18 protein-coding genes are annotated in these 24,670 nt (G+C 71.1%); 4 read left to right on the top strand and 14 right to left on the bottom strand.

Going from position 1 to position 24,670, the window contains the following annotated elements; genetic code table 11:
- Positions 1-5: 5 nt before the first annotated feature.
- The 11 genes from QSK32_RS01140 to QSK32_RS01090 all read right to left on the bottom strand — a co-directional run bounded on the left by QSK32_RS01140 (position 6) and on the right by QSK32_RS01090 (position 13,145).
- Positions 6-3,458 carry a putative glycosyltransferase family protein gene (locus QSK32_RS01140; protein ID WP_285470976.1) on the bottom strand — a complete coding sequence of 1,151 codons (3,453 nt, stop codon included), beginning with the start codon at positions 3,456-3,458 and terminating at the stop codon, positions 6-8.
- Positions 3,455-4,399: an endonuclease/exonuclease/phosphatase family protein gene (locus QSK32_RS01135; protein WP_285470975.1), complete on the bottom strand. Its 945-nt coding sequence runs from the start codon at positions 4,397-4,399 to the stop codon at positions 3,455-3,457. Before QSK32_RS01135 ends, QSK32_RS01140 begins: the two co-directional genes overlap by 4 nt.
- A gap of 94 nt (positions 4,400-4,493) precedes the next feature.
- Positions 4,494-6,794: a fibronectin type III domain-containing protein gene (locus QSK32_RS01130; protein WP_285470974.1), complete on the bottom strand. Its 2,301-nt coding sequence runs from the start codon at positions 6,792-6,794 to the stop codon at positions 4,494-4,496.
- 93 nt (positions 6,795-6,887) lie between these two features.
- A complete protein-coding gene (locus QSK32_RS01125; RefSeq protein ID WP_245674062.1) occupies positions 6,888-7,259 on the bottom strand; it encodes a response regulator in 372 nt (123 codons plus the stop codon).
- A gap of 14 nt (positions 7,260-7,273) precedes the next feature.
- A complete protein-coding gene (locus QSK32_RS01120; RefSeq protein WP_045744194.1) occupies positions 7,274-7,603 on the bottom strand; it encodes an STAS domain-containing protein in 330 nt (109 codons plus the stop codon).
- A gap of 10 nt (positions 7,604-7,613) precedes the next feature.
- On the bottom strand, positions 7,614-8,042 hold the full coding sequence (locus tag QSK32_RS01115) for an ATP-binding protein (protein WP_052720747.1): 429 nt from the start codon (positions 8,040-8,042) through the stop codon (positions 7,614-7,616).
- Entirely contained in the window at positions 8,042-9,430 is a 1,389-nt protein-coding gene (locus QSK32_RS01110; protein ID WP_045744195.1) for a PP2C family protein-serine/threonine phosphatase, read from the bottom strand. The genes QSK32_RS01115 and QSK32_RS01110 overlap by 1 nt, the downstream gene beginning before the upstream one ends.
- Entirely contained in the window at positions 9,430-9,768 is a 339-nt protein-coding gene (locus QSK32_RS01105; RefSeq protein ID WP_052720748.1) for an STAS domain-containing protein, read from the bottom strand. Before QSK32_RS01105 ends, QSK32_RS01110 begins: the two co-directional genes overlap by 1 nt.
- A gap of 19 nt (positions 9,769-9,787) precedes the next feature.
- Positions 9,788-10,603 carry a dolichyl-phosphate beta-glucosyltransferase gene (locus QSK32_RS01100; protein ID WP_045744196.1) on the bottom strand — a complete coding sequence of 272 codons (816 nt, stop codon included), beginning with the start codon at positions 10,601-10,603 and terminating at the stop codon, positions 9,788-9,790.
- Positions 10,600-11,889 (bottom strand): oligosaccharide flippase family protein, encoded by a 1,290-nt coding sequence (locus tag QSK32_RS01095; RefSeq protein WP_045744197.1) that lies wholly within the window; start codon positions 11,887-11,889, stop codon positions 10,600-10,602. The genes QSK32_RS01100 and QSK32_RS01095 overlap by 4 nt, the downstream gene beginning before the upstream one ends.
- Positions 11,886-13,145: a glycosyltransferase gene (locus QSK32_RS01090; RefSeq protein ID WP_052720749.1), complete on the bottom strand. Its 1,260-nt coding sequence runs from the start codon at positions 13,143-13,145 to the stop codon at positions 11,886-11,888. The genes QSK32_RS01095 and QSK32_RS01090 overlap by 4 nt, the downstream gene beginning before the upstream one ends.
- A 177-nt stretch (positions 13,146-13,322) precedes the next feature.
- Here QSK32_RS01090 and QSK32_RS01085 point away from each other — a divergent pair, with 177 nt between their 5' ends.
- A complete protein-coding gene (locus tag QSK32_RS01085) occupies positions 13,323-14,651 on the top strand; it encodes an NAD(P)/FAD-dependent oxidoreductase (protein ID WP_052720750.1) in 1,329 nt (442 codons plus the stop codon).
- Positions 14,652-14,823: 172 nt separating this feature from the next.
- Positions 14,824-15,429 carry a thymidine kinase gene (locus QSK32_RS01080; protein WP_045744199.1) on the top strand — a complete coding sequence of 202 codons (606 nt, stop codon included), beginning with the start codon at positions 14,824-14,826 and terminating at the stop codon, positions 15,427-15,429.
- Here QSK32_RS01080 and QSK32_RS01075 read toward each other — a convergent pair.
- Positions 15,426-16,391: a lamin tail domain-containing protein gene (locus tag QSK32_RS01075; RefSeq protein WP_285470973.1), complete on the bottom strand. Its 966-nt coding sequence runs from the start codon at positions 16,389-16,391 to the stop codon at positions 15,426-15,428. The genes QSK32_RS01080 and QSK32_RS01075 overlap by 4 nt on opposite strands.
- Positions 16,361-18,016: a GGDEF domain-containing protein gene (locus QSK32_RS01070; RefSeq protein ID WP_285470972.1), complete on the bottom strand. Its 1,656-nt coding sequence runs from the start codon at positions 18,014-18,016 to the stop codon at positions 16,361-16,363. The genes QSK32_RS01075 and QSK32_RS01070 overlap by 31 nt, the downstream gene beginning before the upstream one ends.
- A gap of 151 nt (positions 18,017-18,167) precedes the next feature.
- Between QSK32_RS01070 and QSK32_RS01065 the strand changes: the two genes are divergently transcribed.
- Together QSK32_RS01065 and QSK32_RS01060 are read left to right on the top strand one after the other, a co-directional pair.
- Complete coding sequence (locus tag QSK32_RS01065) at positions 18,168-19,934, top strand: ABC transporter ATP-binding protein (protein ID WP_285470971.1); 1,767 nt, start codon at positions 18,168-18,170, stop codon at positions 19,932-19,934.
- 2 nt (positions 19,935-19,936) lie between these two features.
- Entirely contained in the window at positions 19,937-21,868 is a 1,932-nt protein-coding gene (locus tag QSK32_RS01060) for an ABC transporter ATP-binding protein (RefSeq protein ID WP_285471329.1), read from the top strand.
- 139 nt (positions 21,869-22,007) lie between these two features.
- Here the strand turns inward: QSK32_RS01060 and QSK32_RS01055 are convergent, their stop codons facing one another.
- On the bottom strand, positions 22,008-24,536 hold the full coding sequence (locus tag QSK32_RS01055; protein WP_285470970.1) for a M14 family zinc carboxypeptidase: 2,529 nt from the start codon (positions 24,534-24,536) through the stop codon (positions 22,008-22,010).
- Between the last annotated feature and the right edge of the window lie 134 nt (positions 24,537-24,670).

The following is a 24,670-nucleotide window of genomic DNA, read 5'->3' as shown; positions in this document are numbered from 1 at the left end:
ACCTTTCACTTCCCTCCCCGCACGTAGGTGGTCGCATAGACCTGGATCATCGCGAAACCGTTGCCGGCCGGGGTGGCCACCATCGCCTCCCGTTTCGGCGCCGGGCTCTTCCCGGTCCCGGCGTACCCGCGGGTGGGCAGCCCGGACGCGGTCATCCCGGCGCCGTCGGTGATCGCCACCCGGAAGGTGGTCTGCCGCTGCGGGGCGATGCTGTTCGGCAGGTACACGTGGTCCACCCAGCCCACCTCGCCCTCCTTCGTCAGGTAGGCCAGCAGCAGGTGCGGGATCGCCGCCTCGATCGTCATGTCGTTGCGCATCTCGCCGGTCAGGAAGTACGTGCCCTCCACCGCCCGTTCCACCGCCAGCTGCGACACCTGCAGGCCTCGGGTGGTGCCGCGGGAGGTGACCGAGCCGCGGGCGTACAGGTCGACCCGGGCCGGCACCGACCCCTCGGAGAGCACCAGTGGGGTGATCTGGCTCGGGTCGAACTCGACCGGGGTGCTGGTGCTCGCCGTCGACGAGGCGGTCCCGGTGTCGGCGGCGGCCGCGCTGGTCTCGCCGTCGGTGGTGCTCTGGTCGCGTTGCACGCCGCCGTCCGCCTCGGTGCCGTACTGCCCGGTCCCGGCGATCAGCTGGAACTCGATGCGGAACGGCGAGCTCTCCCCGGGCAGCAACTTGTGGATCAGCACCTGGGCGGCGTCCCAGGAGGCGAGCAGCTGGTCGCCGGCGTCGCGGATCTGGGCGGTGACGGTGACGTCGACCGGGTCGACGTCCATGTTGACGACCTCGCCGACGGCCACCCAGCGGCCGTCGAGGCGCAGCGAGCGGACCGACCGGAAGGCCAGCTCCGGGACGTCGGCCACGTCGGTGGTGTCGCTGCGCTGGATGGCGTTGGTCTGCCGGGTCTGTTCCAGGAACGACACCGTCGGGCGGTCGGTGAACTTGTCGGCGGGTTCGTAGACCGCGGCCAGCGGCAGGTCGATCCGCCAGACCCCGCCGACCCGGCGCAGGGTCATCTCGCGGGTCATGTGGAACTCCTCCAGCGAGGTGAGGAAGGTCAGGTCGGCGCTGACCGTGACACCCGCCGAGGTGGTCCGGGACACGTGGGTGGTGATGTCGTCGAGCTTGCCGAACGAGGCGACCAGGCCGCCGTCACGCGACAGGTCCGCCTGGTACGCCGCGAACGTCGGCCGGGTCGGCGGGTACAGCAGGTCGTACGCCTTCTCCCGCCGGTTGAAGTCCAGGTGGTCGAAGTAGGTCTGCACCACCTTCTCCGGTGTCGGCGTCCGTGGCCGGTACTTCCAGCCCACCCAGCCGACGGTGGTCAGCAGGAGCAGCACTATCGCGCTCGCCTGGATCCGCCGCCGCCGGGGCGAGATCCGCATCCGGGCCTCCGCCCGGACGCGTTCCAGCAGCGGCTGGAAGGTCTGCCAGCGTTCCTCCTCGGCCCGCCGTTTCGGTCCCATCCGCTGCGACGAGCGTTCCAGCCGCCGGTCGATCCAGCCGATCAGAGCGGCGAACGGGTGCGGCAGCGGGAACCGCCGTTTGCGCCGGACCAGGCGTTTGAACCAGTGCGGGACGCGGGCGCCGAACGCCGCCCAGATCAGGAGCAGGCTGGCCGAGCACAGCGCGGTGACCGGGATGGTGCCCCACATCAGCCGCTGCCAGGTCGCCACCTCCTTGGCCTCCCGGTCACTGGCCAGGGGTGAGATGTCGGCGCGTTCCCACACCATGATGCCGTTCTCCAGGGAGCCCAGCTCGTGCCAGCCGCTGAAGTTGAGCAGCGGGGCGTAGAACGCGTCGTTGTTGAAGACGTACTTGAGGTTGTAGCGCTCGGGGACCGCCAGGAACTGCTGGAGGCTGCCGATGCCGGGCAGGCCGGAGTACTTCGCGCCCTCCAGCCGCTCGACCGGGCGGGAGGTGAGTTCGGGCAGCCGCCGGGCCGAGTGGTAGTTGCCGTCCACCGTCTCGGCGGTGGTGTTCGCGCCGACCCAGGCCATCTGGTCGCCGAAGCCCAGGAACAGGTATCGCCAGCGGGAGTGCTGGTCCTTGTCCAGGAACGCGACGATCGGGTCCGGGTCGATGGCCTTGGGCTGGAACGGCCGGTAGTGGGTCAGATTGGCGGAGAACAGCGTGAACGCCAGGTGCGTGATGGCGAACAGCACCGGCAGCAGGCCGGCGAGTCTTCGGCCGATGTTCTGGATCAGCCAGGCCCGGATGCTGCCGTCGGTGACGCTGGAGACCAGGGCCCCGGCCAGCGGCAGGATCGAGATGGTGGCCCAGAACGTGAACCGGTCCAGGGTGAGGATGTAGAAGGATCCACCGAGGATCAGCCGCGGGAACGGGGTCGTGCCGCCGGTGCCGAAGAAGGCCAGCACCGCCAGCGACAGCCCCAGGGGCCAGGCTGTCGAGGTCAGGGCGCGGATCATCGCGTACGGGAAGGTCAGCACCGTGGTCCCCCACGGGATCACCCAGAAGACCAGTCCGGCGGCGGTGTTCTCCAGGAAGTTGTCCCGGCTCGCGTGCGGGATGCTGACCTGGGTGATCGGGTCGCTGTGGGAATACAGCCAGTACGGCAGCACCACGATCAGCAGTGCACTGACCAGCAGTGTTCCGTAGACCGCGGTGCGGACGAACGGCCGCAGCACCCGGCGCAGACGGCGGGCCGCGACCGGCCAGAGCGACCGTCTGCCGATGTCGCTCAGGTGGCCCCCGGGCTCCTCCGGCAGGGGCACATGCATCTGCGCCACGAGGGCCGCGACGAGCACCGGGCCGACGAAGAACACCGCGCCGAACAGCGTCGTCACGTGGTGCCCGGCGGTGGTGGCCGCGGTGCAGACGATGCCGAGCAGCAGGTGTTTGCGGTTGCCGCCGCGCACCCACCGGTACGCGTACGGCAGCGAGTTGAGCAGGAAGCCCAGCGAGAACGTGGTGGGCAGCTGGCCGAAGACGTGCACCGTCTCGGAGATCGACGAGGAGACGACCAGCAGGATCGCCGCCCAGCCGGCGGCCCGGTCGTCGACCCAGATCCGCGACCAGCGGTACACCCCGACGGTCAGGTTCATCAGCGCGCAGATCTGCACCACCACGAACGCGCCGCGCAGGCCGGCGAACTGGCTGAGCGCGGCTATCGCGTAGTGGCTGCCGGGTGGGTAGCTGACCGTGGTGAACCCGGTGTACCAGCGCGGCTCCCAGGTGGTGAACCAGCCGCGCCGGTAGTGGTCGGCCATGAAGATGTGCACGTACGCGTCGTACGTGCGTTGGTAGCTGCCGCTGAGCAGCAGGGATCCGTGGTAGAGCGCCAGGATGCAGATCGCGATCAGCAGCAGGTGGTGGCGCCGGACGAAGCCGGGCCCGGGTTCCGGCGGGGTCTGCCGCGTCTCGGCCGGCTCCGGCGGGGCGGGCCGGTCCGGCACCGCGGCCGGGCTGCGGGCGGTGCGGTGGCCGGTAAGGATCATGAGGCCGTGGGGACGGAGAGGACGACGTCGAGCATCCGGTGGTCGCTGCCCGGGTTGTCGCGGGTCCGGGCGCTGACCACGGTGAGCGGTTCGGACACCATGGCGTGGTCGATCCGCAGCAGCGGTGTCCCGGGGAAGCCCTTCGCCGGGTAGGTCAGGGCGAACCCGTTGCCGGCCTCGGTCGCCGCGTCCCGCCACCCGGCCGCGGTCATCGCCTGCAGTGCCGCGTGGTCCGGGGTGGCGTTGTAGTCGCCGATCAGCACGGCCGCCCGGTTCGCGCCGTCGGGTCGCATGCCGGCCAGGTCGGCCAGCTGGTTGCGCCACCGGTCGACGCTCTCCACCGACAGCGGCGCGACCACGTGCACGTCGACCACCCGGACCGCGGTGCCGGCCACCGTGACGGTGGCCGTGGTCATCGGGAAGCCGCTGACGTCGAAGGCCCGCGCATCGGCGAGCGGCCGTTTGGAGAAGATCGCCGAGCCGTGGAAGCCGGGCAGCGGGTCCGCGACGCTGTACGGATAGACCGACGGCAGTCCCCCGTCCATCAGCACGGCGAGGTGCTCCGGGGTCACCTCCTGGAGGCTGAGCAGATCGGCGCCGGACTCCCGGAACACGCCGATCTGCTCGGCGATCCGGGTGTTGTCCAGCAGCAGGTTCGCCGACAGGATCCGGATCGTCGTCGCCCCGGCGGGCACCGGCTGCTCGCCGGCCCGCAGGTACGACCCGGCCAGCCAGAGGACCTGCACCGCGCAGAGCACCAGTGCCGCCCCTGCCAGCCAATACGCCCGCAGCAGCGCGGCGGCCAGCAGGACCGCCGCGGCGCCGCCGAGGATCAGCAGGCCGGTGATCGCGGTGAGCATGATCGTGACGAGCGAGCCCTCGTACTGCCACCGGCCGGCGATCAGGACCACGACCAGCAGGACGAGGAGAACGGCGAGCACCCGGCGAAGCACGGAAGACCCGACCGTTCCCATATCCCCCCTGTCGGACGACATCGGCGGCATCTGAGAACGGCCGGGTCAGCGGCCGGGTGGATCAGCCCTTGTTCAGGACCGTCCCGGTGAACTCCACGGTGGCGTCGCCGGCCTTGCTCAGGCCGACCGCGGTGCCGGTGGGCGCCGCGCCGCACTTCTTGGCGGTGACCACGTCCGACAGGCTGCTGACGGTCAGCACCTGCTTGCCGGCCAGCGAGACGCCGAGGCCGTTGCCGGCCGCCCGGACGGTCACCTTGTGCGCGGTGGCCGGGTTGAACGACGACGCCAGGGTCGCGCTCGCCAGGGTGGACGCGCAGACCTTGCCGGCGACCATCTGCAGCAGCTGCACGGTGCCGGCGCTGCCGGCCTTCTTGCTGACCTGCACCAGGTATCCGGTCGTCCCGGTGCTGGTCTTGGTGCCGCGGACCTCGACGCCGTACGCGCCGGTGCCCGAGGTGAGCTGGGCCTGCGTGTTGACGCTGATGTCGTTGCCCGGGGTGTCGCTGTCGAGCACCTCGCTGTCACCGGCCGTCGTCATCGAGACCGTGCCGCCGGAGAGCTGGGCCTGGCCGCGGACCACGTTCCAGTCGCCGGCCGTGGAGACCTGCTGCGAGGGGACGTAGCTGCGCAGCGCGATGTCGTCGATGTAGAAGGTCTGTCCGCGCAGCAGCTCGCCGACCTCGACGAAGGCGCTGGCCGCCACCGCGTTCTTGGGCGCGGTGAAGGTGCCGCCGGAGGACTTCCAGTTGCCGAGCACCTTGGCCAGGCGGTTGGTGCGGGACACCGCGATCTGGTTGTTGTTCGCGTCCCACCAGGAGATGCCGAGGTTCCACTGGGTGGGCAGGGTGGTGGTGTAGCCCTGGGCCGAGACCACCAGCTGCTTGCCGCCGCTGACCGGTACCGCGCGGGCCGGGCCGGCGCCGGCGGTGATGTTCTGGCCGACGCTGTTGGCGATCGCGGTCACCGACATGCTGGTCGCGCCGTCGTAGGACATCTTGTCGGTCATCGCGACGTTGGGCAGCTTGGCCGGCGGGTAGATGCCGTGCCAGGTGGAGCTGCCGGCGCTGAACGCGGCCTCGGTGGCGTTCACCGTCTCGGACAGGTCGTTGACGATGATCTCCTCGTTGAACAGGGTGACGCCGTTGATGGCGAACAGGCTGCTGTTCAGGCCGAGGATGTAGACCTTGTAGCGGCCGCTGGGCACGTCGCTGAACGAGATCGCCTTCTGCAGGCCGTTGCGCACGATGCGCATGTCCCGGTACGACCAGCCGTCGGCCGGCAGCAGCCAGGCCCACAGCCACTCCTGGCTGACCGCCAGGTTGGAGGCGAAGCTGACCGTGACGTCACTGCCGGTGGAGCTGGCGGCGATCGGGTACGCGTCGTTGACCTGCTGCGTCTTGACCGCGGTGTCGACCGAGTTCGGGTCGGCCAGGGCCGAGGCGCCGCCCGCGGTGAGCGCCCGCACCGAGTAGACGGCGGACTTCGCGGACGCCAGGGGGACGGTGGTGGTGAGGGTGTCGCCGACAGCGGACCAGCTGGTCACCGTGCCGGTGCCGGAGCCGATCTCGTACCCGGTGACGACGTCGTCCGAGCCGGCCCAGGCCGGGGTGGACCAGTTGAGCACGACCTGCTCGGGCGAGTCGGAGTCGCGGATCGCGGTGAAGTACCGCGGGGTGGAGGCCTTGGCGCCGCCGAGCTCGGCGGTCTCGGTGATGCTGGTGCCGTCCTTGGTGACCGCGGAGACCCCGACCTCGTACACGCGGTCGGCGTCCACCGGGGCGTCCAGGCGGGTGTTGGTGGTGGCGTAGGTGCGCTTGATCCGGGTCAGCGAGTCGGTGAAGGTCACCTGGTAGCGCAGGACCGGGTTGAGGCCGGCGCGCTGCGGCGGGGACCACCGGGCCGTGATCCCCGAGCCGTCGATGCTGACCGAGCCGTTGACGTCCACCGGCGGGCCGGAGAGCACCGGGTTGACGGTGATCTCGTCGGAGACCGAACCCTGCTTCTCCGAGTTCAGCGAGGCCACGTGCACCTGGTACACGCTCTGCAGCGAGTTGCCCTCGACGAGCAGGCTGGTGGTGGTGGCGGAGACGTTCTTCTGGGTCCGCTTGCCGTCGGCGAAGACGACCACCGCGTACTGGCTGACCGGGCCGGTGCCCTTCTGCCACGAGACGGTGAAGTCACGGACGTCCTTGCTGGAGCGCTCGGCGGTCACGCTGGTGGGCGCGGTCGGGACCGCCACGGCGGCCATCGCCGCCGTGGGCGGTATCGCGACGAGACCACCGCCGAGCAGGGTGGCGACTCCGGCGACCCGCGCAAGCGGCGAGGCCAGGTGCCTTCGGAGGATCTGGGGGGTGAGGGCCATCTGGGTTCCGTCCGTTGCCGGGGATGAGTTCAGTGGGAGCTGGCTCTGCGCGTAACCTTCGGCGGGAAGGTCACCGCCATGAGGAGAATCGCCTCACGACTCGTCCCCGCAGACCTTCTTGACGATGGCCCGCAGCTCCCGGGAGTGCATCGGCTTGGTGAGGTAACCATCGACCTTGTGCTGGCCGCCGTCGTTCTCCATCACGGCGGTGCCCACGCTGGTCACCAGGATGAAGGGCGCGCTCTGCCGGCCCAGGGCCGGCAGCTTCTCGAGCAGTTCCAGGCCGGTGCCGTCGGGCAGCATGAAGTCCGAGATGACCAGGCGGAAGTCGCCCTTGCCGGCGACCTCGAGCGCCTCCTGGACGCTGGAGGCGGCCACCGGGTTCAGGTCCATCTGTTGCAGCATCCGGCACAGGATCATGCGGGAGACGACGTCGTCCTCGACCACGAGGACGTCACCGTTCATCTTCTCCACCCGGGTCACCGCTCGATCGCGGCGTCGCGCATCGTGAGCATCTTGTCGAACTGGGTGAGCTCGAAGACGCGGTTCGCGTTCTCCTCGGCCGGGCGTACCACGACCAGCTCACCGCCGGAGAACTGCAGGCGCCGGTGCGCCTGCACCACCGCCGCCAGGCCGGCACTGTCCATGAAGACGATCTTGGTGAGGTCGATGGTGAGCGAGGTGCAGCCGTTGTCGATCAACAGGTCGATCGCCCGGCGCAGATTGCCCGCCTCCAGCGAGTCGAGCCGGCCGCTGACGCTCAGCGTGGCGACACCGGACGCCTCGTCACTGGTCTCCGAGATCTTCATATCTCTCCGTTCAGGGGGTTTCCGGGCGGGTACGCCGGAAACGCAGCTCGCAGATGTTCAGGTCGCCGTCGCGCTCGAACGCCACACCATCGGCGAGCTGGTCGACGATCATCAGGCCGTAACCGCGGATCTGCGGCACCCCGGGCTGGGGCGCGACGACCGAGGAACGCTCGAAGGGCACGCCCAGGTCGGTGATGCGCAGCACGACGTAGTCGCCGTCGGCCCGGCCGGTGATCGTCACCGTCCCGGGGGCGCCGTTGTACGCGTGATCCACCACGTTCACGCAGACCTCGTGCAGGGCCAGCTCGATGCGGCTGACCAGTTTCGGCACGTCGTCCGGGCGTACCGGGCCCATCAGGTCGGCGAGCCAGGGTCCGAGGCGGCGCAGGCTCGCGTGGTCGGCGGGGAGCACCAGCTCCCACAACTGCGGGGCGGCCATCAGGAGGTCATCTCCGTCGCACGCAGCACCACGACCGTGCGGTCGTCGTCCGGCTGGGTGCCCTGGGCGTGCAGCGCGACCTCCGCGAACAGTCGCTGGGCGACCTGCTGCGGGGCGTCGTCGGCACGGCGGCCGTAGGAGAGCGACTGGTGTGCCCGGCCGACCGCGTCGAGGAAGCGGTCGTACCCGAAGAGCTGGCCGTCACGGTTCTGCTGTTCGGCGAGCCCGTCCGAGCCGAGGACGAGCAGATCGCCGGGGGAGAACGGCACCCGGACCGACTTGGCCCCGGCATGCTGCAGCGCGCCGAGCGGGAGGGTGTTCGGTTTGATCACCGTAACGCCGTCGCCGTCCGCGCGGGCCACCGGACTGTGCCCGGCATTGCAGATGTCGATGTAGCCGTCGCCGGTCCGATACCGGCCGACCGCCATGGTGATGAAGCGGCCGGCGCTGAAGAGATATTCGTACAACTCGTCATTGACTCTGTTGACGATGGCTCCCGGATCGCTGTCGTCGCCGGAAGCGCACGCGTTCCGGATCGACGTCACGGCACGAGTCATGATCATGGCAGCAGGAAGTCCCTTTCCGGCCACGTCCCCGACGGCGAACCACAGGGTGCCGGGCCGGGGGACGAAAGCGAAGAAGTCACCACCGGCGAGGTGCGCCGGCACACATCGGGCGTACACATCGGTGCCCGTGACATGCGGCGGTTCCGCCGAGAGCACCGCCTGCGCGAGCTCGGAGGCCGCCTTGTGCTCCTGTTCCAGTTGCGCCCGCTCGACCTCGCGCTGGTGCATCCGGGTCAGGTTGACCAGCCCGCCGATCACCGAGGTGACCGCGCCGAGCAGCTTGACGTCGCCGGTGTCGAAGGCCGGGCCCTCGCTCCGGCTCAGGGCCACCACCAGGGCCGGTATGGTCCGCGGCACCGGCGCCACCATGGTCGGCAGCGGCGCGTCCGCGACGATCTCCGCATCGGTCACGCCTTTGCGCAGGGCCGCCTTGCAGAGGCCGAACAGGCGGGACCGGTGGGTGGAGTCACCGACGGTGTACCGGACGCCGGAGCCCAGAAGAACCCCGGCGTCGCAATCGGTACTGCGCAGGATGGCGGCGGCCGTCCGGCCGTACGCCTCCGCGTGGTCCCGGCTGTCCGCCTGCGCGCTGGTCAGGTCGTACACCGCGAGCAGACGGTCGTGCGCGGCGACCAGAGCATCGGTGAGCTCGGTCTGTGCGTCCTCGTACAGCTCCGCCATCCTGAGCAGATGGGCGGCCGCCGACGCAGCCGAGTCGGGCTCCGGCGACGCGGACGCGTCGCCCGGGACGGCGCCGGGCGCCGTTCCCGTGGCGAGCAGCAACGCGTCCACCGCTTCGGCGACCGACGTCGGCCGTGTCATCATGCGAGCTGACCGACCGGGCCGGACGTGGCTGCACCCTCGATCGTGAAGGCCTGGTCGAGTGCGGTGAGCTCGAAGATCACTCGCACCGGGTCGGAGAGGTCCGCCAGCACGAACTCGACACCGGCGTTGGCCGCGGCACGTGAGGCGTGCAGCAGCGCGGCCAGGGCGCTCGAGTCGATGAAGTTGACCTTGGACAGGTCGATCCGGATCCGCCGGCTGCCCTGCGCCAGCAGGTCCTCGATGTAGCCCCGGAACTCGGTGGTCTCGTGGGCGTCGAACCGGCCGGTGACGGCAATCCGGTGACCGTTGTCGTGACGTTCGCCGTTGATCTGCATCGGTTGTTTCTCCCCTTGGTTATCGGATGGTTTGCGCCGGGATCCCGGCGCCGGAACGGTGGTGCGCGTAACGCCCCCGGAGGTCGTTCAGGCGAACCCGGATCAGTTCCTGGAGGAACTGCAGCGTCACCTTCAGCGGGCGGACCGTGGAACCGGGAGCGTCGATCCACTCGACCGGCACCTCGGCCACCCTCATCTGGGTCTTGTTCGCCAGGTAGAGCACTTCCAGGTCGAACGAGAAACCGTCGATGATCTGCCGGGTGAACAGGCTGCGGGCCGCCGGCGCGGTGAACAGCTTGAAACCGCACTGCGTGTCGGTGATGGTCAGGCCACCGAGGGTGCGGACCACGAACCGCAGGCCGCCGCTGAGCATCTTGCGCACCATGCTCTTGTTCGCCACCGAGGCGCCGGCCGCGTGCCGGGAGCCGATGACTATGTCGTACCCCTCGTGCGTGATCCGGTTGAGGAGGTGGTCGAACTGCTCGATCGGCGTCGACTGGTCCGCGTCGGCGAACAGCACGATCTCGCCCCGGGCGGCCAGCACGCCGCGGCGTACCGCGCTGCCCTTGCCGCCGTTGCGCTCGGCGACCAGCACCCGCATGTTCGCCAGGTTCATGGTCTGCAGCAGCGAGACGGTGGTGTCCGTCGAGCCGTCGTCGGCGACGATCAGCTCCCAGGGTTCACCCCGGGCCGACATGTGGGTGGCGATCGCACCGATGGTCGGGATGATCCGCTCTTCCTCGTTGTAGGCCGGGATCACCACCGACACCCGCGGCGGGTGACTGATCTCCTCGGCGGCCCAGGTCCGGTAGGCCGTGTAGGCATCGAGACTCATCGCGCAGTAGTACCTTCCACCAGTAGTTTCCGGGATGAGAGGGTGACGAGCGGGCAGGCCGCCACTATCAGCAGCAGGCCGGCCTTCGCCGCCGTCTGCGCGTTCACCAGTTCGGCCGGACCGTGGTGCCACATGAGCATCAGCACGGTTTGAATCAGGGCGCCGGCCAGGAGCGCCCAGGATTCGACCGACCGGCCGGCCGCCAGATGATGGCTGGCGATCAGGTTCGCGACCGCGAAGAACGTGGTCCCCAGGACGTATCCGGTCAGCAGGGTGGTGAGATCCGGGTAGCCGTCCCCGAGGAACAGGTGCAACACCTGTCCCCCGAACAAGGCGCTGCCCAGCGTGCAGAGCGCACCGATCGCGAACACCACCGCCACGCCGCCGCGCAGCAACCCGGAGGAGCCCTCACCGGCGGCGTGCCGGCGGGCCACCGCCGGGAACACCACGGTCGCCACCGACCACGTCAGGAAGAAGACCGACCGGCCGAGGAGCGACACCGCCGAGTAGGACCCCGCGGTGACCGGGTCGAGGAAGTGCTTGGCGATCAGCACGTCGCCGTTGGTGATCAGGGTCTGGCCGGCCAGGAAGACCGCGACCAGGGCGGCGTGCCGGCGCACCTCGGCGGCCTCGGCCGCCTGCGCGTCCGGGGCCTCGGAGACCGCGACGGTACGCCGTACCAGCCACCAGGTGACGACGAACGAGGCGGTCAGTCCCGCCGAGGCCGCGGTCGCGCCGCCGCCCAGCTGGAGCAGGCCGACCGTGACCACGATCCGGGCCAGCACCTCGACCAGCAGCGACGCCCCCAGCCTGCGGAACGCCAGCCGGCCCTGCAGGACACCGCGCCCGACCGACATGGCCAGGTAGAACGGCATGCCCGCGCCGAGGATCACGAACGGCCAGGCCGACTCGGTCCGCAACAGGTGCTGCCAGTACGGCGCGCCCAGGATCAGCAGGGCGGCCACCGTCAGGCCGGCGCCCCACGACCACCGGTGCAGGCGGCGGGTGAGCCAGGCGGCGTGCGCCTCGTCGCCGGCCACCTCGTACCGGCCGACCGCCCGGGCCACCACCAGTTGCAGGCCCAGTGCCAGCGCCGTGGTCAGCGCCATCAGCGTGACCATCAGGTTGGCGTCGGCGAACGCGGCCGGTGACAGCCACCGGGCCAGCGCCAGGTTCAGCACGTAGTTGCCCGCGTGGGCGCACATGGTGACCAGCGCCAGCACGACGCCGTCCCGGGCCAGGCGGGAGCCCTGCGCCGACGCGGCGTTCCTGGTGGCCGTGCTCACCGGCGCGACCGTTGCTGCTGCAGGATGCGGTTGATGTGCATGACGTGCCACTGCACGACCTCGGACATCGGGATGCCGGTCGCGGCGGCGAAGTTGCGCCGTCCCAGGTCCTCCCGCAGCTCGTCGTCGTCGAGCACCTCGGCCATCGCACCGGCCAGGCTGACCGGGTCACCGGGCTCGAAGTACGTGCCGCGGAAACCCTCCTCCTCGATGATCTCGACGAAGTCGCCGATCCGGGGCAGCGCCACCGCCCGGCCGTACTCGCCGGCCTGGTGCAGCACCCCGGAGCTGCCGGTGGTCGAGGTGTACGGGAACGCCACCACACTCGCCGACCGGAACAGCGCCGGCACGTCGTCCTCCGCGACGTACCCGGTGTAGACGATCCCGGGCACGTCGGCGTACCGCTTCGCCACGCTGTCCAGGTAACCGGGCGAGTTCGGGCTGTCCGACCCGCCGATCACCAGCTCCAGGTCGTCGTGCCCGGTCCGCAGCAGCTCCTGGTACGCCTCGACGAGCGTGTCCACCGTCTTGTAGGTGCCCCACTTGCCGAACGCCAGGATGCGCCGCTTGCCGGGCGGCACGTCGAACGACGGCATCGCCAGCTCCTCGAAGCTGCCGTGCGGCGCCAGGACCGCGTTGCGGGCGCCGTACCGGGTGTTCAGCAGCTCGACGTAGCGCGGGATGGTGACCGCGACCAGGTTGGCCCGCAGCAGCGCCCGGGTCAGCGCCTTGCCGGCGGTCCGCATCAGCCACGCGGTCGCCCGGTTGCCGGCGAAGCCCGCGTCGCGCATGTCGACGTTGTCGGAGAGGTTGTGCAGGATGACCACCGACGGGACGCCGAGCATCCGCAGCACCGCCGGGGTCAGCAGGCCGAGACCACCGGCCACCCGCTGGTCGCCGAAAGTGGCGAACTGCAGGTTGAAGATCACCGCGTCGGGCTTGGTGGCCCGGACCGCGCCGACGATGCGCCACAGGTTCCCGACGTCGTTGAACTTCCAGCAGGCGACGTTACGGGCGCCGGCCAGCGTCGCCGGGGGCCCGGCGTCGGTCTCGTCGGCGTACACCACGACCTCGGCCGTCTCGTGCACGGTGGCGAGGTGCTTCACCAGGTGGAAGCCGAACTCGTTCAGGCTGTTGCGACCCGGCGGCAGAGCGGTGACGACCCCGATGCGCAGAGCGGAACGCCCCGGAACGGCGGACGTACGGCGACCGGCCGGACCGGTGCGCTCCGTCGAAGCGAGCGGATGAGGTGGCATGTCAGCCGAATCGGCATTTCCCGCCCCGGCTTGAACACGTGGCCGGTTGCCATTTGAGGGCAGGTCGAGTACGAGCCGGGATCAAGGTCGTTTTTTCGGCCCGTTCGAGGAGTACTTCCCCTCCCGGGAGGGGCATACCACTCTGGTGGACGGTGCCCTTGAGTGCGAGGAGTGAGCATGCGTCATCGTGTGGTAGTCGTCGGGGCCGGTTTCGGCGGGCTCTTCGCCGTCAAGGCGCTGCGCCGGGCCGACGTCGACATCACCCTGATCAACGGTACGGCGTACCACCTCTTCCAGCCGCTGCTGTACCAGGTGGCGACCGGCATCCTGTCCGAGGGCGAGGTGGCCCCGCCGATCCGGGAGATCCTCAAGCGCCAGGACAACGTCGACGTCCGCCTCGGCTGGGTGCGGGACGTCGACGTGGCGGCGAAGACGGTCGAGGTGTCCGGTCCGGGCATCGACTACACCGTGCCGTACGACACCCTGATCGTCGCGGCCGGCGCCTCCCAGTCCTACTTCGGCAACGACGAGTTCGCCGAGTACGCCCCCGGCATGAAGAGCATCGACGACGCCCTCGAACTGCGCGCCCGGATCTTCGGCGCGTTCGAGGTGGCCGACCTGCACGTCGACGACCCGGAGGCGGTGGAGCGCTGGCTGAGTTTCGTGGTCGTCGGGGCCGGCCCGACCGGCACCGAGATGGCCGGCCAGATCGCCGAACTGGCCCACCGCAACCTGGCCGGGCAGTACCGTCACATCGACTCCCGCAAGGCGCGGATCATCCTGGTCGACGCGGTCGGGGCGGTCCTCAACACCTTCGGCGACCACCTCTCCAGCCGGGCCCAGCACGAGCTGGAGAAGCTCGGCGTCGAGGTGATGCTGAACACCAAGGTGGTCGGGGTCGACGCCGAGGGCATCGAGGTCGAGTCGGACCGCGGCCGGGAGCGCATCCCGTCGATGACCAAGGTGTGGGCGGCCGGCGTCGCCGCGCCCTCGCTGGCCGGCAAGATCGCCGCGGCGACCGGTGCCGGCACCGACCGGGCCGGCCGGGTACAGGTCGAACCGGACACCACGGTCCCCGGCCACCCGGAGATCTTCGTGCTCGGCGACATGATGAACCTGCCCGGACCGGACGGCCGCCCGCTGCCCGGGGTCGCCCAGGTCGCCATCCAGAGCGGCCGGCACGCCGCCGACCAGATCGAACGCCGTCTCGCCGGCAAGCCCACCGGACAGCCGTTCCAGTACTTCGACAAGGGCAGTCTGGCCACCATCTCGCGCTCGTCGGCGGTGGCCAGCATCGGCAAGGTCCGTCTCTCCGGCTTTCCGGCCTGGGTGGTCTGGGTGGCCGTCCACCTCTTCTACCTGGTCGGCTTCAAGAACCGGGTGACCGCCGTCCTGCACTGGTTCGTCAGTTTCCTGGGCCGCGGGCGCTCCGAGCGTGTCGCCACGCAGCAGCAGGCGTTCGCCCGGCGGGCCCTGCGGGAGTACGGCGACCCGTTCCGGCGGTGAAGAACGGACAAGTGATATCGGAGTGGCCCGGACATGGCCTTCGCACGGCCGCGTCCGGGCCAGGTAGCGTGTAGCGGCCCCTGTTGAATCCGAGGAAGGCTCGCCATTGCTTCCGGCTGCGTCCGCGAACGGCACGACTCCGACGCGAGAGCTCATTCCCCGGCAGCCGGTCATGGCGCCCGTCTTCGGGACGCTGACCCTGTTCACCGGCAGGATGGGTTCGGGCAAGAGCACCCTGGCCCTGCAGAACGCCTTCAACCGCCGGCAGGCCGGGCGCCCCGGCGTCCTGCTCACCAGCCAGGACCGTGCCGGTGAGGGCATCATGTCCTCCCGTCTCGGGGTGACCGCCGACGCCATCGAGGTCGCCCACGGGATGGATCTGGCCCGCCTGGTCACCGACTACGTGCCCGGCGGCGGTTTCGTGATCGTCGACGAGGCCCAGTTCCTCAGCCTCGACCAGGTCGAACAGCTGGCCTGGGCGGTCGACGAGCTGAGCGTCGACATCGACTGCTACGCGATCACCACGGACTTCCTGTCCCACCTGTTCCCGGGCGCGCAGCGCCTGATCGAGCTGGCCGACACGATCGTCCCGCTGCAGGTCGAGGTGACCTGCTGGTGCGGGCGGCCGGGCCGGCAGAACGCGCGGATCGTGGGTGGTGAGGTGGCCCGGGCCGGCGAGCAGGTGGCCGTCGGCGACACGACCGCCACGGGCGCCGTCGCCTACCGGGTGCTCTGCCGCCGCCACTGGCGCAACGGCGACCCCGGGCCGTCGTTCTAGGACTTCCCCTGGCAGGCGACGACGCAGGGGTAGACGTCCCAGGCCCGCAGGTCGCCCTGCGGGTCGAACAGGTAACCGCCGTCGCCGTACCCGTGGTTGGCCGGGTCCACGTTCGTGAAGATCGGCTGGCTCAGTCCCCAGTACTTGTGGGTGGCGGTGTTCGTCCCCCGGCCGACGTGCACGACGAACTCGCCGCCCGCCGGGACCACGTTGCCCGGCGGGATCGTGTAGCGGCGCAGTGCCGAGTCGCGGACCCACCAGCCGCCCACCGGCACCGCCCGCGACGACGGGTTGACGATCCGGAAGTACTCGCCGTTCAGGTTGTCGGCGTCGACACCGTCCGGGTCGCCGTTCACCGTCATCCGGATCCCGCTGTCCTGGGACGGTCCCGAGCCGCAGAAGTCCGTGTCGAACAGGCCCACCCGGTCGGCCGCCGCCTGCTGGGTGGCCTTGCGGTACTGCTCGTCCCAGGCCCACTCGCCGCTGAACGGCAGCCACAGGGCGAGACCACGGCGGACCAGGTCCAGGCCGACGTCGTGCCACTGATCGTCGATCCTCACGGCCACCGAGCGCAGCGGACGTCTGCCGCTGGAACTGGACGCCTGCAACGAGGTGATCCGGATCTTGCCGCCGCCCGCCTTGACCAGTTGCTCGAACCGGGCGGTCGCCTGCAGCGCGTGACAGTCGCCGCGGCGTTTCGCCGGCTGCGGGGAGTAGACGCTCTGCTCCATCGCCTGGATGCCCACCAGCCGGATCGACACCAGTTCCCGGGTGCCGTCGCCGTCGAGGTCGACGCGCGGGGTGTCACCGTCGGCGACCCACGAGACCGTCCCGGTCCACACCAGGCAGCGCGGCCCGGATGCCATGTGACGGCAGGCGACCATCGCCGCCTGGGCGGGCACCGCCGCTCCCAGCAGGGCGAGCGTCGCGGTCAGGGTGAGGGCGGCGAGACGGCGGAGCATGCTGCCTCCATCGGCCCGTCGCCGGACCGGGTTGAGGAATCCGGCTCACCCACCGTATCGGGCGGCATCTCCCGGCACACCCGGTTACGACCGCCCCGTTTGGCCCGGTAGAGCTGCGCGTCCGCCCTGGCCAGCAGGTCCGCCTGGTCGCTGCCGGGCCGCGCCCCGGCCACCCCGGCACTGATCGTCACCGCCAGGTCCCCGGTGACCGGCGACCACGGGTACGCCGCCACCGCCTGCCGGACCCGGTCGAGGTGGGCCGTCACCGTCGCGCCGTCCATCCCGCTCACCACCAGCAGGAACTCCTCGCCGCCCAGCCGCGCGGCGAACCCCGCCTCGGTCGCCGCGTCGCTGAGCAGCCGGGCCACCGCGGTCAGCACCCGGTCGCCGGCCTCGTGCGTACACACGTCGTTGACCTGTTTGAAGTGGTCGAGGTCGAACAGTGCCACCCACAGCGGCACGCCGGTCCGGGTGCCCTGCTCGATCAGCCCCGGCAGGTTCTCGTCGACGAACCGCCGGTTGCGCAGACCGGTCAGCGGGTCGCGCCGGGCCTGCTCGCGGAACCGTTCGGCCTCCTGCCGTGCCTCGTTGACCTCGAACAGCGCCTGCCGGTTGCGGGCCTGCGCCTCGCGGGCCTCCGACTGCACCTCCTTCTCGGCGGCGTGGAAGCGTTTGTGTTCCTCGAACGCGCGGGCGTGGTCGCCGCGGGCCGCGTACAACTCGGCCTGTTCCTGCATCACCCGGACCAGGATCTCCTGGTGGCCGTGCGCCTCGCACTGGGCGCGGCATTCGTCCAGGGTGGCCTGTGCGGCGGCCGGGTCACCGCCCAGCCGCCGGGTGACCGCCAGGGTGAGCAGGAACTCCGGGAGCGCGTCCGCCTCCTGCGGGCCGTCCGGGTACGCGGCGATGGCCGCGAGCACCGTCTGTTCGGCCTCGGCGTGCCGGCCGAGCGCGATCTGCACACTCGCGACGGTGTCCAGGTCGTTGGGGTCGAGCGCGTGCCCGTGGGCGGCGGCGAGCACCCGCATCCGCCGGACCACCGCCCACGCCCGCTGCGGATCGCCGGCGAGGTACTCCGCGTACGCGTGGTTGTTCAGCACCATGATCCGGTCCCGGATGTCGGCGCTGTACCGGGCGAGCACCTCGGCCTGCCGGTACCGTTCCCGGGCCGCCGCGATCGAGCCGGTCTCGGTGAGCGCGTCGGCGTACTTGACCACGTACGGCAGGCGGCGCCGGGGCGGGACCTCGTCGGGCAGCGCCTCGACCGCGGCGACCGCGTGGTCCAGCAGCGCGGCCACGTCACCCAGGTTGCGGTAGGTCCGGCCGAGCAGCAGATGGCTGCGGGCGATCAGGTAGCGGTGCCCCTCGGCGTGCGCCCACTCGTTGATCCGCCACATCGCCTCGGCGGCCGGGCGCAGCTCACCGGTGCGTTCCGCGATGTCGGCCCGGATCAGGCGCGCCCGCATCCGGGCAGCGACGTCACCGGCCTCGGTGGCCTCGCGTTCGGCCCGTTCCGCCTCGGCGGCACGGCCGTGCAGGTCGCGTCCGGTCCAGTCCTCGAGACGGTCCAGGCGCGCGGAGCGGTCCGCTGCGGACCCGAAGCTATCGGCGAGCACCCGCGTCACGCCGTCTGATCGGCGCGAACGGGCGGCGCCGTAGGAATACGGTGCTCACCCGGATCATCGTTCACCCGCCTCGCACGATTGGCAAACCCGGAACGCCGGTCGGCACGCCGTTGTTAGCTAGGCTAAGGAGATCCGAGGCGAGGAGTGCCGTTTGACCTCCGTCCCGCGCCGGGCCCCCAAGGCCGGCATCGATCCCGATCCCTCGAAGAGCTGGCTCCGGCGCGCCTGGCCGATCGTCCGGGCCCACCGCCTCCTGTTGATCACCTCGTTGACGCTCTCCTTCCTCGGCCTGGTCGCCCAGGTGCAGATCCCCGACCTGCTCCGGATCGGCATCGACCGCGCGCTGGTGGACCGCACCGAGAGCCTGACGCGGTACGTGTGGCTGATCGCCGCGCTCGCCGTCACCCAGGGGTTCATCAACTTCCTGGCCCGGCTCTACCTGCTGCGCACGGCCTTCGAGATGGAGTACGACCTGCGTTGCGTCGTCTTCGATCATCTGATGCGGATGTCCTACGGCTTCTACGACCGGGCCCAGTCCGGCGAGTTGCTGTCCCGGGCCACCAGCGACATCCGGGCCGTGCAGATGTACCTGGCGTTCGGCCCGTCGATCCTGGTCCAGTGCACGATCGCGCTGATCGCCTTCGCCCTGATGCTGTCGATCAACGCCCCGCTCGCGGTGGTCGCCATGGTGACGATGCCGGCGATCGCGGTGCTGGGTGTCCGGATGCGCAAGGCCATCTTCCCGGTCTCCTGGCTGATCCAGTCCCGGCTGGCCCAGGTCGCCACCGTCGTCGACGAGAACGTCCAGGGCGTCCGGGTGGTCAAGGCGTTCGCGGCCGAGAAGCGTCAGCTCGACCTGCTGGCGGAGGCGGCCGGCGGGGTGCGGTGGGCGTACATGGTGGAGTCCCGGACGCGGAGCCGCTGGCTGCCGGTGATGGACAACCTGCCCCGGCTCGGGCTGGCGCTGGTCCTGCTGCTCGGCGGGCTGATGGTGCTGGACGGGCAGGCCACGGTCGGCACGATCGTCGCGTTCAACTCGTACGTGCTGATGCTCCTGCCCCCGTTCCGGATGCTGGGGATGATCATCATGATGGGCCAGCGGGCCGCCGCGTCCGCCCAGCGCATCTACGACATCCTGGACACTCCCGCCGCACTGACCGATCCGGCCGTCCCGACCGTCCCGGAACCCCGGGGCGGGCTGGCCTTCGTGGGAGTGCGTTTCGCGTACCCCGACGGCACGCCCGCGCTGCACGGCCTGGACCTGCGGATCCGGCCCGGGGAGACGGTGGCCCTGGTCGGGGCCACCGGCAGCGGCAAGTCGACGGTCGCGAAACTGGCCGCCCGCTTCTACGACGCCGACGCCGGCCGGGTGCTGCTCGACGACGTGGACGTCCGAGACCATCCACTGGCGACGCTGCGGTCCCGGGTGGGCATCGTCCCGGACGAGCCGTTCCTGTTCTCGATGTCCCTGCACGACAACATCGCTTTCGGACACCCCGCCGCGACCCGCGAGGAGGTGGTGGCCGCGGCGAGTGCCGCGGGTGCGGCCGGATTCATCGACGACCTCCCGCAGGGGTACGACACGGTGGTCGGCGAACGCGGCTACACGCTCTCCGGCGGCCAGCGCCAACGCGTGGCGATAGCCCGGGCACTGCTGCTCAACCCGCCCGTGCTGATTCTGGACGACGCCACCAGCGCCGTGGACGTCCGCGTGGAGCACGAGATCCACGAGGCCCTGAGCCGCCTGATGCGCTCCCGCACCACCCTCGTCGTGGCCCACCGCCTGGCCACCATCAACCTGGCCGACCGCGTGGTCCTGATCGAGAACGGCCGGGTGGCGGCCGAGGGCACCCACACCCGGCTGCTGGCCACCGAGCCCCGCTACGCGCGGGTCCTGGCCACGGAGGTGCCCGCGTGAGCATGTTCGGCGGCGGTTTCGGCGGGCCGGGCGGCGGCGCCGGCGCAGGCGGGGTCCGGGGCATGGGCGGCGGTTCCGGTGCGGGCGACCGGCGGGGACCGTTCGCCGGGATCCCGCCGGAGCTGGCGGCGGGCGTGGACCGTCTGGAGGCGACCGAACCCGATCACCCGGCGCCCGACGAGACCTTCACCCAGCAGCCGGACCGGGGGCGCCTCACCCTCTGGTCCCTGCTCTCCGGCCGCCCGGCGCTGCTGGTGACGGCCGCGGTGGCGGTGCTCGTGGAGGCGCTGCTGCTGCAGTCCGGCCCGTACCTGGTGCAGGTCGGCATCGACTACGGCATCGTCGCCGCGGACGTCACCGTGCTGGTGGCCGCCGCCGTCGCGTTCCTGGTGTCGGTCGCGCTGACCGCCGCCGCCTCGGCGGTGCGCATCCGGCAGAGCGGACGGCTCGCCGCGTACGCGATGCGGGACCTGCGCGTCCGCGTCTTCGCCCAGTTGCAGCGCCTGAGCCTGGACTTCTACACGAAGGAGAAGGCCGGCGTCACGATGACGAGGATGACCTCGGACGTCGAGGCCCTGCAGCACCTCCTGCAGGAGGGATTCGCCCAGTTCCTGATCCACGGCCTGACCATGGTCGTCGTCACCGCCGTCCTGGTCCACTACGACCCGGCGCTGGCCGCCGTCACACTGATCCTGGTGGTGCCGCCGCTGCTCCTGCTCTCCCTCTGGTTCCGCCGGGCCGCCGACACCGGGTACCTCCGCCAGCGCGACGCCATCGCGACCCTCTTCTCCCACCTGTCGGAGAGCCTCTACGGCGTCCGGGTGATCACCGCCCACAACCAGCAGGACCGCAGCATCGTCGAGCATCGTGAGGTGGTCGGGGCGTACCGCGACGCCAACGACCACACCGGCCGCATCAACGCCGTCTACGGTCCCGGCACCTCGGTGATCGGACTGCTGGGCCTGGCGGCGCTGCTGCTGATCGGCGGCCGGATGGTGCTGCGGGGCACGCTGACCATCGGCGAGCTGACCGCCTTCGTCCTCTACCTCAACGCGTTCTTCCAGCCCGTTCAGCAGCTGGTCCAGCTCTACACGAACCACCAGCAGGCCCGCGCCGCCCTGACCAAACTCCGGGGCCTGCTGGCCACCCGGCCGGACGTGCCCGAACGCCCGGACGCCGTCGTCCTGCCCCCGGTGACCGGCGGCATCGAGATGCGCGACGTCACCTTCGGCTATCTGCCGGGCCGCCCGGTCCTCACCGGCGTCTCCCTGTCGATCCGCCCCGGCGAGAAGATCGCCTGCGTGGGCCCGACCGGCGCCGGCAAGTCCACCCTGGCCAAACTGGTGGCCCGCCTGTACGACCCGGCCACCGGCACCATCGAGATCGACGGCCACGACCTGCGCGACGTCACGCTGGAGTCGCTGCACCGCCAGATCGGTGTGGTCCCCCAGGAGCCGTTCCTGTTCGCGGGCACCCTGCGCGACAACATCACCTTCGCCCGGCCGGACGCCCCGGCGGCGCGGGTCGAGGCCGCCGTCGACGCCGTGGGCCTGCGTGACCTGGTCGACCGGTCCCCCGACGGCCTGGACACCGTCCTGCACGAACGCGGGCAGTCCGTCTCGTCCGGCGAACGTCAGCTGATCGCCCTGGCCCGGGTCTTCGTGGCGGAGCCGCGGGTGGTGGTCCTGGACGAGGCCACCTCGAGCCTCGACCTCCGTTCCGAGTTGCGTGTGGAGGCCGCGATCCAGCGCCTGCTCGACGGCCGGACCGCGATCCTGGTGGCCCATCGCCTCTCCACCGCCGAGCGGGCGGACCGGATCATCGTGGTGGACGGGGGCGGCATCGTCGAGTCCGGCACGCACGCCGCACTGCTGGCCCTGGACGGCCGCTACGCGGCGATGCACACGACGTGGGCCTCGCACGCGGCCCCCTGACGCTCCGCGAGCGTGCTCACGGGACGCGCCGACAACCGCTTCCGCGGTTGCCCCGCCACGCCCGATCACGGGCGTGGCGGGATCGATCGTGGTCAGGGAAGCCTGGCGAGGACCATAGGACCTCCGGGCCGCGGTGGGTTCAGCCTCTCCCGACGCCGGCGGTCCAGAAGAGGGCCCGGGCGTACGAGGCGTACAGGCCCTTGGGGTGGGCGCGGAACAACGGTTCGGTGCCGAACAGCACCGCCCGCCCGCCCCGGGCCGTCGTCCCGGACACCACCGACGCCTGGCCGGCCGCCTGCCCGGGACCGTTCGCACCGGCCGCGGAGGGCAGCCAGTGGCCGGCCACCAGCGGATCCGGCCCGTACCGCTGCTCGACGGTGAAGCCCGTGCCGGTGAACCAGAGCGGCGAGTAGACGAAGGCGTGGCCGGGTGATCCCCGTCCGACCACGGCACCGGTGTTGACCACGGAGACCACCCCGTTGGCGTCACCACGTCCGGCCACCGCGGTCGCGGGGAGCAGACCGGCGGCGGCGTTGAAGGCGGCACCGGTGCCGCCCCGGGTCACCACCCCGCCGCGGGCCAGGAACGTGTCCATCTCGGCGCGGGCGGCGGCGTTCAGCGCGGTGTACGAGAGACCGGCCGAGACGATCAGCGTGTCCACGCCGGACAGTGTGGCCCCGGCGTTCAGGGTGGCGGTCGAGACGGTCCGGACCGCGAAACCCATCTCGGCGAGGGCGAACAGTTCGTCGGCCGAGGCGGCTGCCGCGATCACCGGACGGGCGAGGGGCGTCCCCGGGGAGTCGGGGGACGCCGCGGTGAAACGTACTCCGAAGGTCTTCGCGAGCGTGGCGGCCTGTTCTCGCGCCCCGGCCGGGACCACGACGGTGTCCGCGCCGGTCTGCCGCACCGCGACACCGGCGGCGAGCAGTTCGTTGACCGCCCGCACGTCGGTGCCGTCGCGCAGGGTCAGGGCCAGGTCGCGGCCGCGCGGGACGTCCGGGGCCACCGCGGCACCGGTCACCGGCCGGGTGGCGACCCGCGGTGCCGCCGTGCGGCTGATGTCGACCCGGGCACCCCAGAGCAGGCCGTGGCTCCAGCCCGAGATGTCGTACATCTGCGGGACCAGTCCGGAGATGTCCCGGCCGGCTTCGAGGAGCACGTTGGCGAGCCCTCGTTTGGGCTGGTGCATGTCGACGATGAAGTCACCGCGCCGGTAGCGCCGGCCGTCGAGCGTGAAGTCGCCGGTGGCGGCGGTGACCCGCACGTCGTGGGCGATCAGATGGTCGGCCAGGCGGGCGGCGGCCGCGGTCCCGGCCGGGATCACGTAGGCGCGGGGGAACTCGGTGGCGTAGCGGTCCTCGGGCCCGAACCCGGGCACGAAGCCGTCCGGGACGACCGGTGACGGTTCGCCCGCCCAGCCGCGCCGGAACTGTTCGATCTGCCCGGCGAGCAGTTCCGCCCGGTGCTCGCCGGCATAGGTGAGGGTGGCCTCGATCGTCGCCGCCGCCACGTCCGTGTTGATCGCCGAGCGGCGGCGCAGCTCGGCCACCGGCAGGTTCGTGTACTCGGCGTTGTTGACCGCCAGCGGCACCTCGACGGTGTGGCCGACCGCGCCCTGGTAGATCGCGTACATCGGGGTGAAGATCGGCGGCCAGTCGTCCCAGTCGCCGGGCGCGTAGTCGCGGAACGGGATGTCGGCGCGCGCGGTCTCCGGGTGGCCCAGCCGCTGGATCGCCGCCTCCATCCCGAGGGCGTTGGGGAGCGCCTGCTTGATGTAGAGGTCGTACTCGTAGTTCTGCCCGTGCGGCGGCGTCGCCGGTTCGATCAGTGTCGTGCCGGTGTACCCGTGTTCGTCGAGCATGACGAGCGGCTGCGTGGCGATCACGACGTCGCGGACCGCGCGGGACTCCGGCTGCGAACTGGTGGCGTGGTCCCGGTTGATGTCGAAGCCGGCGCCGTTCGCCCGGGTCCCGGCGACCCGGCCGTCCGGGTTGTTGGTGACCGTCACGTGGACCCGGCTGCGCCGCAGGAACTCCCCGGTCGCGGCGTCACCCGCGGTGGCCAGGCGTTCGATCACCCGGAGCGCGCCGTCGGTGCCCTCCCACTCGTTACCGTGGATGTTCGCGTTGATCCAGATCGGGGTCTTGTAGTCCCGGCTCAGATCCCGGTCGCGGCGGGCGGCCGCCGGGTCGTTCTCGATCAGGGCACGCCAGCGGTCCTGCCGGGCGGCCTGGGCTGCGGTCTCGGGCGCGGTCACCGTGACGAGATAGAGGTCGCGGCCGCCGGCCGACTTCCCGATGACCTCCGCGGAGACCCGGTCGGAGATCTGCTGCAGCGCGTTCAGCTTCGGGGCGATCTGATGGTACGCGAAAAGCCCCAGTTTCAGCGATTTGTCCGACAGGTCTTCGGGCGGCAGCGGCAGTGTCACCTTCCGCGGATAGCCGTGCGGTCGCGGGACCCACCGGTCACCGCTCCCGGCCGGTGCCGCCGCCGCGATCCGCAGCGCCGTGGCGAGGGCGGCGACGTCGTTGCGCTCCGGCCCGTTCCCGAACTCCCGGCTCGACGGACCGCCGGGATCAGTGGGTGCGGCGGCCACCGGGGCGCCGATCAGGGCGGCCGCGGCCAGCAGGCCGGCACCGATCCCGGCCAGAGTTCGTGACAGGTCCACCGAGCACCTCCGTTGCGACTCCCCACACCCTGCCCGGACCGGATCAGATGTACAATCGTCGATACGTAAAACCTCGATGAATCCGCCCGGCGGTGCCCTCCCCTCCCCGATCGGCCGATTCCCACCGGAATGAA

The sequence above is a fragment of the Actinoplanes sp. NBRC 101535 genome (assembly GCF_030269225.1).
GTDB lineage: Bacteria > Actinomycetota > Actinomycetes > Mycobacteriales > Micromonosporaceae > Actinoplanes > Actinoplanes rectilineatus.
Note: the sequence above shows the minus strand (reverse complement) of the source record. Positions and strands in the feature narration are given on the sequence as shown.

Bases quoted from the DNA above. Each gene is read 5' to 3' on its own strand.
- QSK32_RS01115 (WP_052720747.1), bottom strand. From the start codon at position 8,042: ATGGCCGCCCCGCAGTTGTGGGAGCTGGTGCTCCCCGCCGACCACGCG.
- QSK32_RS01140 (WP_285470976.1), bottom strand. From the start codon at position 3,458: ATGATCCTTACCGGCCACCGCACCGCCCGCAGCCCGGCCGCGGTGCCG.
- QSK32_RS01130 (WP_285470974.1), bottom strand. From the start codon at position 6,794: ATGGCCCTCACCCCCCAGATCCTCCGAAGGCACCTGGCCTCGCCGCTT.
- QSK32_RS01090 (WP_052720749.1), bottom strand. From the start codon at position 13,145: ATGCCACCTCATCCGCTCGCTTCGACGGAGCGCACCGGTCCGGCCGGT.
- QSK32_RS01100 (WP_045744196.1), bottom strand. From the start codon at position 10,603: ATGAGTCTCGATGCCTACACGGCCTACCGGACCTGGGCCGCCGAGGAG.
- QSK32_RS01085 (WP_052720750.1), top strand. From the start codon at position 13,323: ATGCGTCATCGTGTGGTAGTCGTCGGGGCCGGTTTCGGCGGGCTCTTC.
- QSK32_RS01125 (WP_245674062.1), bottom strand. From the start codon at position 7,259: ATGAACGGTGACGTCCTCGTGGTCGAGGACGACGTCGTCTCCCGCATG.
- QSK32_RS01080 (WP_045744199.1), top strand. From the start codon at position 14,824: ATGGCGCCCGTCTTCGGGACGCTGACCCTGTTCACCGGCAGGATGGGT.
- QSK32_RS01060 (WP_285471329.1), top strand. From the start codon at position 19,937: ATGTTCGGCGGCGGTTTCGGCGGGCCGGGCGGCGGCGCCGGCGCAGGC.
- QSK32_RS01075 (WP_285470973.1), bottom strand. From the start codon at position 16,391: ATGCTCCGCCGTCTCGCCGCCCTCACCCTGACCGCGACGCTCGCCCTG.
- QSK32_RS01105 (WP_052720748.1), bottom strand. From the start codon at position 9,768: ATGCAGATCAACGGCGAACGTCACGACAACGGTCACCGGATTGCCGTC.
- QSK32_RS01120 (WP_045744194.1), bottom strand. From the start codon at position 7,603: ATGAAGATCTCGGAGACCAGTGACGAGGCGTCCGGTGTCGCCACGCTG.
- QSK32_RS01110 (WP_045744195.1), bottom strand. From the start codon at position 9,430: ATGACACGGCCGACGTCGGTCGCCGAAGCGGTGGACGCGTTGCTGCTC.